7 protein-coding genes are annotated in these 7,000 nt (G+C 67.3%); 2 read left to right on the top strand and 5 right to left on the bottom strand.

What is annotated here, in order from left to right:
• Positions 1-398: 398 nt before the first annotated feature.
• Positions 399-1,700 (bottom strand): tyrosine--tRNA ligase, encoded by a 1,302-nt coding sequence (gene tyrS, locus ACEN2M_RS12585; RefSeq protein ID WP_441648473.1) that lies wholly within the window; start codon positions 1,698-1,700, stop codon positions 399-401.
• Positions 1,701-1,841: 141 nt separating this feature from the next.
• Here tyrS and ACEN2M_RS12580 point away from each other — a divergent pair, with 141 nt between their 5' ends.
• Both ACEN2M_RS12580 and ACEN2M_RS12575 read left to right on the top strand, forming a co-directional pair.
• Positions 1,842-2,477 (top strand): DNA-binding protein, encoded by a 636-nt coding sequence (locus ACEN2M_RS12580; protein WP_441648472.1) that lies wholly within the window; start codon positions 1,842-1,844, stop codon positions 2,475-2,477.
• Positions 2,474-3,097 carry a hypothetical protein gene (locus tag ACEN2M_RS12575; protein ID WP_441648471.1) on the top strand — a complete coding sequence of 208 codons (624 nt, stop codon included), beginning with the start codon at positions 2,474-2,476 and terminating at the stop codon, positions 3,095-3,097. The genes ACEN2M_RS12580 and ACEN2M_RS12575 overlap by 4 nt, the downstream gene beginning before the upstream one ends.
• 97 nt (positions 3,098-3,194) lie before the next feature.
• Here ACEN2M_RS12575 and ACEN2M_RS12570 read toward each other — a convergent pair whose 3' ends face one another.
• The 4 genes from ACEN2M_RS12570 to ACEN2M_RS12555 form a co-directional block, all read right to left on the bottom strand.
• A complete protein-coding gene (locus ACEN2M_RS12570) occupies positions 3,195-3,635 on the bottom strand; it encodes an OsmC family peroxiredoxin (RefSeq protein ID WP_441648470.1) in 441 nt (146 codons plus the stop codon).
• A 64-nt stretch (positions 3,636-3,699) separates the two neighbouring features.
• Positions 3,700-4,302 carry a DNA-3-methyladenine glycosylase gene (locus tag ACEN2M_RS12565; RefSeq protein WP_441648469.1) on the bottom strand — a complete coding sequence of 201 codons (603 nt, stop codon included), beginning with the start codon at positions 4,300-4,302 and terminating at the stop codon, positions 3,700-3,702.
• Between the two features lie 46 nt (positions 4,303-4,348).
• Entirely contained in the window at positions 4,349-5,785 is a 1,437-nt protein-coding gene (gene argH, locus ACEN2M_RS12560; protein WP_441648468.1) for an argininosuccinate lyase, read from the bottom strand.
• 8 nt (positions 5,786-5,793) lie between these two features.
• Positions 5,794-6,993 (bottom strand): argininosuccinate synthase, encoded by a 1,200-nt coding sequence (locus tag ACEN2M_RS12555; protein WP_441648467.1) that lies wholly within the window; start codon positions 6,991-6,993, stop codon positions 5,794-5,796.
• Positions 6,994-7,000 lie beyond the last annotated feature (7 nt).

The following is a 7,000-nucleotide window of genomic DNA, read 5'->3' as shown; positions in this document are numbered from 1 at the left end:
GAAACGGATCCAAACCACGAGGTTTTTGGCATTTGACATTGTGCACGCTGTTGAGTTCTCAAGGATCGGACGCACCCAGCCGCCGGCCAATTGACCATTGCACTGAGGCACTTCGATGTAATTCTATTTTCGTGTCGTACGACCTGCTCCAGATTTGGAACCGATCAAACGCCATCAAGTGCGCCGGATCGAATGAATTCGCCGCCATCACTTGGAAGTGGTCCCGCTTGAGGCCGGGAAGCTCTTCGGCTTTCCGCACCTGTGGGGTGACAAGAGATGACATTACGCGGGTTCCTGGGGGCCCGCAATCCCGGCAGCATCCCGGGCGTGTCGCAAATCGACACCCACCCGCAATGCCGCCGTAACCTGCCGGTCACACAACGGGGGCGAACCGGCGACTACTCGACGAAGACGCCGGCGAGGGTCTTTTTGCCGCGTCGGAGCACGGCCACTCCCCCGGGCAGAACTGATCCCTCCACTGTGGCCGCCTCATCGGTGACCTTCACGTTATTGAGGTACACCCCGCCCTGGCCGATCGCTCGGCGAGCCTCCCCCAGACTCTTGGTGAGTCCGGTGTCCACCAGGAGCTGCATCACCTGCGCCTGCGGCAGAGTCGTGGTGTTCGGCAGCGCCCGGAGGGCCGCCTCGAGGGTCTCCGGGTCGAGGTCGGCGAGCTCGCCCTGACCGAACAGGGCCTGGGTGGCCTGGATCGCGGCATCCGTTGCCGCAACACCGTGCACCAGGCTGGTCACCTCGAAGGCTAGGGTGCGCTGACCCTCCCGCTTGAACGGTTCGGTGGCCACAGCCTCTTCGAGCTTCTCGATCTGTGCGCGGGTGAGGAACGTGAACACCTTCAACCGGGCGACCACGTCGGCGTCGTCGGTATTCAGCCAGAACTGGTACATGGCGTACGGGCTCGTGAGCGCGGGGTCGAGCCACACGGCGTTGCCCTCGCTCTTGCCGAACTTGGTGCCGTCGGTGTTCGTGATCAGCGGGGTGCCGATCGCGTGCACGCTCGTGCCCTCGGCACGGTGAATGAGATCGGTGCCGCTGGTGAGGTTGCCCCACTGGTCGCTGCCCCCGGTCTGCAGCACACACCCGTGGCTGCGGTACAGCTCGAGGTAGTCCATGCCCTGCAGCACCTGGTAGCTGAACTCGGTGTAGCTGATGCCGGCGTCGGAATTGAGCCGGGCGCTCACCGCATCCTTCTTGAGCATGGTGCCCACCCGGTAGTACTTGCCGATGTCGCGCAGAAAGTCGATGGCAGACAGCGGCGCCGTCCAGTCGAGGTTGTTCACCAGGGTGACGGCGTTGTCACCCTCGGCGCTGAGGAACCGGGTGACCTGAGCCTGCAGGTAGCCGACCCACTCGTTGACAACCTCCGGGGTGTTCAGCGTGCGCTCGGCCGTGGGGCGCGGGTCGCCGATGAGGCCGGTGGATCCGCCGACGAGTCCGAGCGGCCGGTGCCCCGCCAGTTGGAGCCGGCGCATGAGCAGCAGTTGCACGAGGTTACCCAGGTGCAGGCTGGCGGCAGTGGGGTCGAAGCCGCAGTAGTAGGTGATCGGCGCCCCGGTGAGCAGGGTGCGGAGGGCCGACTCGTCGGTAGAGACCTGAACCAGGCCGCGCCAGGTGATTTCCTCCCAGACGTCGTCGAAGGTGGGATCGTTGGCTTGCTGGGCAAGGATGCTGGGGTCTGACACGAAGCAAGATTACCAGCGCACACGGCCGGATCCCTGAAGTGCGGCATCCGACACGGGCAGCTGATCAAGCCCTCAAGGTGAATTGAGCTGGATTAATCCTGGAACCTTGATTAGGCTGTGATTAGGACGGAGGCTTAACCCATGTTTGTGATTACCGCAGATCAAATCGACAGTCGCCATGACCGGGATCGGGCCAGCGACATGATCGCCGAGCTGGTGCAGCAAAACGCCGAGGCGTTCACCCTGCCCCCAGACCAGACCTCCGGCGATGAGATCCAGCTGTTGGTCGACTCGGCCGCCGATGCCTTTGCCGTGGTGCTCGACCTGCATCGCACCGGATTCTGGAGCATCGGGGTGGGCATCGGGCCCGTGCGCACCCCGCTTCCCGCCAGCACCCGCCAGGCCACGGGCGACGCTTTCATCGCCGCGAGGGCAGCGGTCACCCGGGCCAAGCGGTCCGAAGCCCGGTTCGCGTTGGACACTCCGCCCGCCCAGGACCTGCCGGAAACGACGGGCGCGGACGTTGAAGCGTTGGTGACGATGCTGCTGTTGCTGCGCCAACGCCGCACCGGTGAAGGATGGGAGGCCGTTGACCTGCTGGAGAGCGGGCTCGCGCAGACCGACATCGCCCGCACCCTGGGCATCTCCACGGCCGCGGTGAGCCAGCGGGTGAAGAGCGCGCAGTGGAAAGTGGAACGCGCCGCGCACCCCGCACTGGTTAGGCTGCTACACAACCTCGACCGCGACACCAGCGAAACGGACGTCTCCCGCCGATGAATATCTTGAACTCCCTCTCTGTCGTGCTCTACCTGTACTGGGTGCTGCTGCTGCTGGTCACCATGGCCTCGCTGATCCTGGCCATCCTCGCGTTCCGGCTGGGCAAGCAGCCCTTCGCGATCGCCTCCGCCGGCGCGTTGGGTGGCGCTCTGCTGCTCGCGGCCCTCCCCCTCGGTGAGGCTCCCGTGGTCTTCGGGGTGGTCATCGGTCTGGCCGCCCTGGCGTTGGCCGTGATCGGCGGCGGCCCGGTGGCCGTTCTCGCCCTGCAGCTGGCCACGAAGAACTCGGTGGCCCCCGGCAGCCACGGCGGCATTCTGGTCGGCGCCGACACCGCGCCCGCGACCGATGCTCAGGCTGTCGGCGCCGCGACACCGCCGGCGGCGGTGCACGAGGTGCTGCGCGGCGGCCTCACCATCGGCATCCTGGAACGTCTAGCCGTCGCCGGTGCGATTCTGGCCGGCTTCCCCGAGGCCCTCGCCGTGGTCGTGGCCATCAAGGGGGTCGGCCGATTCACCGAGCTGGCTTCCTCTGAGGCGCGCGAACGATTCATCATCGGCACCTTCGCCAGCCTGATTTGGGCGTGTGCCTGCGCCATTCTGGTGAGCCTCGCCCAGTCCTGACCTCGAGCCGGCCAACCATCCGGATGCGAACAAAGCCCGGCCCGCAGGTGATCCTGCGGGCCGGGCTTTGTGAGACGGCTGAGTATTTGCGGGGCAGTCAGTCCTCGAGCACGGCGTCGAGCGTGATCTCCACACCGGTGAGAGCCTTGCTGACCGGGCAGTTCGCCTTCGCCGCGTTTGCGGCGGCGAGGAACGTGGCGCTGTCGATGCCGGTGACCTCGCCGCTGACGGTGAGGTGGATGCTCGTGAGCCGGAAGCCGCCGGCGGGGTCGGCACCGAGGGTGACGTCCGCGGCCACGTCCAGGGCCTCGATGGTTCCGCCGCTTTCGGCCAGTTCGGCGGAGAGCTGCATGGAGTAGCAGGCGGAGTGGGCAGCGCCGAGCAGTTCTTCGGGGCTGGTGATCCCGTTGGCGTCGTCTGCGGCGCGCTGGGGGAACGAGACGTCGTAGGTGCCGAGCTGCGAGCTGGTCAGTTCGACCTGGCCTGCGCCCTCCTCGAGAGTTCCGGTCCAGGCTGTGCGGGCGGTGCGTGTGGGCATTGATGCTTCCTTCTGTGTCACTTTTTGCGGGATGGCCAGAGTAACTGGCCGGGACTGGGGTGAGTCAATTGAGTGCGGTGGGTGCGCCGGGATGGCGTCGGTAGGCGGACACCGTGCGGTCCCCCGGGATCCAGAACCGCCAGGCGAACTCGGTGCCGCCGCCGGGGCCGCTCACTCCGGTGCGGGGGCCCGTGAGCGCCGCCGGCGCCGGATCGGCCAGGGTCAACCCGAACGGGTCTTCGGTCAGGTCGGCGCCGTCCTGGTGCAGGCCGATTCCCAACGCCTGGGTGAGCCGGGCCGGGCCGCGGGCCAGGTCCCGGTCGGCCACCTTCGGCCCACGCCGGAGCCGCGCTGAGTCGTGGCCGGACACGATTTCTCCGGCACGGAGCAGCACCGCCGACGCCTCGCCCTCGGGTGAGCAGACGATGTTGGCGCACACATGCATGCCGTAGGTGAAGTAGGCGTACAGGTGCAAAGGTGGCCCGAACATGCTGTTGTTGCGTTGCGTGCGCCGCCGGAAGGCGTGCGAACCGGGGTCGGTGCCGGCCAGGTAGGCCTCCACCTCGGTGATCCGCAGCACGGTGTCGCCGTGCCGCAGCAGAGCGCCCAGCAGGAGCGGAGCCACGTCGATCGCGGCCTGGGTGAACAGGTTACGGTCGACGGGCATCCGATTCTCGCTGGCTTCACACGGTCGGGGCGCGTTGGCGGCAGGCTCAGCGCGCGAGCGCGGTGGCCAGTCCGTGCACCCGGGCGACGAGGGCCGCGCGTTGCTCGGCGACCCGCACCGGTGCGGTGCCGGCCTGGCCGTCACGGCGATTCACCGAACCCTGAATCGTGAGCACCTCGCGCACCTCGGGAACAAGGTGCGGGGAGATCGCGGCCAGGCCCGCGTCGTCGATCTCGTGCAGGTCGAGGCCCTGGGCCTCGGCGACCTTCACCAGGGTTCCGGTGATCTCGTGCGCGTCCCGGAAACTGACGTGCCGTTTGACCAGCCACTCCGCGACATCCGTGGCCAGGGAGAAGCCCTGCGGCGCCAACTCGGCCATACGCTCGGTGTGGAAGGTGATCGTGGCGATCATGCCGGTGAAGGCGGGCAGCAGCACCTCGAGGGTTTCGATGGAGTCGAAAACCGGTTCCTTGTCTTCCTGCAGGTCGCGGTTGTACGCCAGCGGCAGGCCCTTGAGGGTGGTGAGCAGCCCGGTCAGGTTTCCGATCAGCCGGCCGGACTTGCCGCGCGCGAGCTCGGCGATGTCGGGGTTTTTCTTCTGCGGCATGATCGACGACCCTGTGGAGTACGAGTCGTGCAGGGTGACGAAGCCGAACTCGCGGGTGTTCCAGAGGATGATCTCCTCGGCCAACCTGGACAGGTCGATGCCGATCTGCGCGGTGATGTAGGCGAACTCGGCCACCAGGTCACGGCTGGCGGTGCCGTCGATGGAGTTCTCCACCATGGCTCCGAAACCCAGCTCGGTGGCGATCATTCCAGCGTCGAGGCCGAGGGTGTTGCCGGCCAGCGCTCCGGAGCCGTACGGGGAGAAGTTCGCCCGTTTGTTCCAGTCGGCGAACCGTTCGAGGTCGCGCACCAGCGGCCAGCAGTGCGCGAACAGGTGGTGGGCCAGCAGCACCGGCTGGGCGTGCTGCAGGTGGGTGCGGCCGGGCATGATGGCGGTCTCGTTGGCCTCGGCCTGGGCGGCGAGGGCATCGATGAGGTCCACGAGCAAGCCGGCGATGACGGCGGCGTGGTCGCGCAACAGCATCCGCACCAGGGTGGCCACCTGGTCGTTGCGGCTGCGGCCGGCGCGCAACTTGCCGCCGAGCTCGGTGCCGACGATGTCGATCAGCCCGCGCTCGAGGGCAGAGTGCACGTCTTCGTCGGTCGAAGCCGGCTGGAACCGGCCGTCATTCACGGCCTCGTCGAGGGTGTCCAGGCCGGCGAGCATGCCGGCCAGTTCGTGTTCGGTGAGGTAGCCGGCAGCGGCCAGGGCGCGCGCGTGGGCGCGCGACCCGCGGATGTCGTACCCGGCCAGCTGCCAGTCGAAGTGGGTTGACTTGCTCAGGCGCGCCAACTCCGGCGACGGTCCGCCGGCGAAGCGGCCGCCCCACAGGGCGCCCGCCTCGCCCGCACGGTTCATGCTCTTGTCGCCGGTCATACCGCGACCTACTTCGCGGCCTGGTCGCGGCGGGCCGCGATCTTGCTCGGCAAGCTCCACAGCTCGATGAAGCCCTTCGCCATCGACTGGTCGAACGAGTCGCCGGTGTCGTACGTGGCCAGGTCGAAGTCGTACAGGCTCTGCTTGCTCTGCCGACCGGTGACGACGGCGCTGCCGGCGTGCAGCTTGAGGCGGATGTCGCCGGAGACGTACTTCTGGGTGTCGTCGATGAACGCGTCGAGCGACTTCTTCAGGCCGGAGAACCAGAGGCCGTCGTATACGAGCTCGCTCCACTTGGCTTCGACGCCGCGCTTGTAGCGGGCGACGTCGCGCTCGACGGTGACATTCTCAAGCTCTTCGTGCGCGGTGATGAGGGCGATACCGGCCGGGGACTCGTACACCTCGCGGCTCTTGATGCCCACGAGACGGTCTTCGACGATGTCGATGCGGCCCACACCCTGATCGCCGGCGAGCTTGTTCAGCAGCACGACGGCTTCGAGCGGGGTGACCGGCTTGCCGTCGACGGCCACGGGCACACCCTGGTCGAAGGTGATGATGATCTCGGTCGCCTCGCGCGGGATTGACGGGTCCTGCGTGTAGGTGTAGAGGTCCTCGATCGGCGCGTTCCACGGGTCTTCCAGGAAGCCGGTTTCGACGGCGCGACCCCAGACGTTCTGGTCGATGGAGTACGGGCTCTTCTTCGACTGCGCGATGGGCAGGTTGTGCAGCGCGGCGTATTCGATGGCTTTGTCGCGGGTGAGGGCGAAGTCGCGCACCGGTGCGAGCGAGGTGAGCTCGGGGGCCAGGGCCGTGACGGCGGCTTCGAAGCGCACCTGGTCGTTGCCCTTGCCGGTGCAGCCGTGCGCGACACTGTCGGCGCCGAGTGCGCGGGCGGTGGCGGCGAGGTGCTTGGCGATCAGCGGACGGCTGATCGCGGAGACCAGCGGGTACCGCTTCTGGTACAACGCGTTGGCCTTGAGCGCCGGAACGATGTAGTCGTTGGCGAACTCGTCCTTGGCGTCGACAACGATGGACTCCACGGCGCCGCAGTCGAGGGCGCGCTGCCGGATGACATCCATGTCCTCGCCCTCTTGTCCGACGTCGACAGCCAGGGCGACGACCTCTTTGCCGGTGGCGTCTTTCAGCCAGCCGATGCCCACCGAGGTGTCAAGGCCACCCGAATATGCCAGTACAACCCGCTCAGCCATGGTTCTC

This window comes from Cryobacterium sp. W22_MBD10_FK3, assembly GCF_052113745.1.
GTDB lineage: Bacteria > Actinomycetota > Actinomycetes > Actinomycetales > Microbacteriaceae > Cryobacterium.
The sequence above is the reverse complement of the archived record's forward strand: the minus strand, read 5'-3'. Positions and strand labels throughout refer to the sequence as shown.

Coding starts and splice junctions, on each gene's coding strand:
- argH (WP_441648468.1), bottom strand. CDS start 5,785: ATGACCGGCGACAAGAGCATGAACCGTGCGGGCGAGGCGGGCGCCCTG.
- ACEN2M_RS12555 (WP_441648467.1), bottom strand. CDS start 6,993: ATGGCTGAGCGGGTTGTACTGGCATATTCGGGTGGCCTTGACACCTCG.
- ACEN2M_RS12580 (WP_441648472.1), top strand. CDS start 1,842: ATGTTTGTGATTACCGCAGATCAAATCGACAGTCGCCATGACCGGGAT.
- ACEN2M_RS12570 (WP_441648470.1), bottom strand. CDS start 3,635: ATGCCCACACGCACCGCCCGCACAGCCTGGACCGGAACTCTCGAGGAG.
- ACEN2M_RS12565 (WP_441648469.1), bottom strand. CDS start 4,302: ATGCCCGTCGACCGTAACCTGTTCACCCAGGCCGCGATCGACGTGGCT.
- ACEN2M_RS12575 (WP_441648471.1), top strand. CDS start 2,474: ATGAATATCTTGAACTCCCTCTCTGTCGTGCTCTACCTGTACTGGGTG.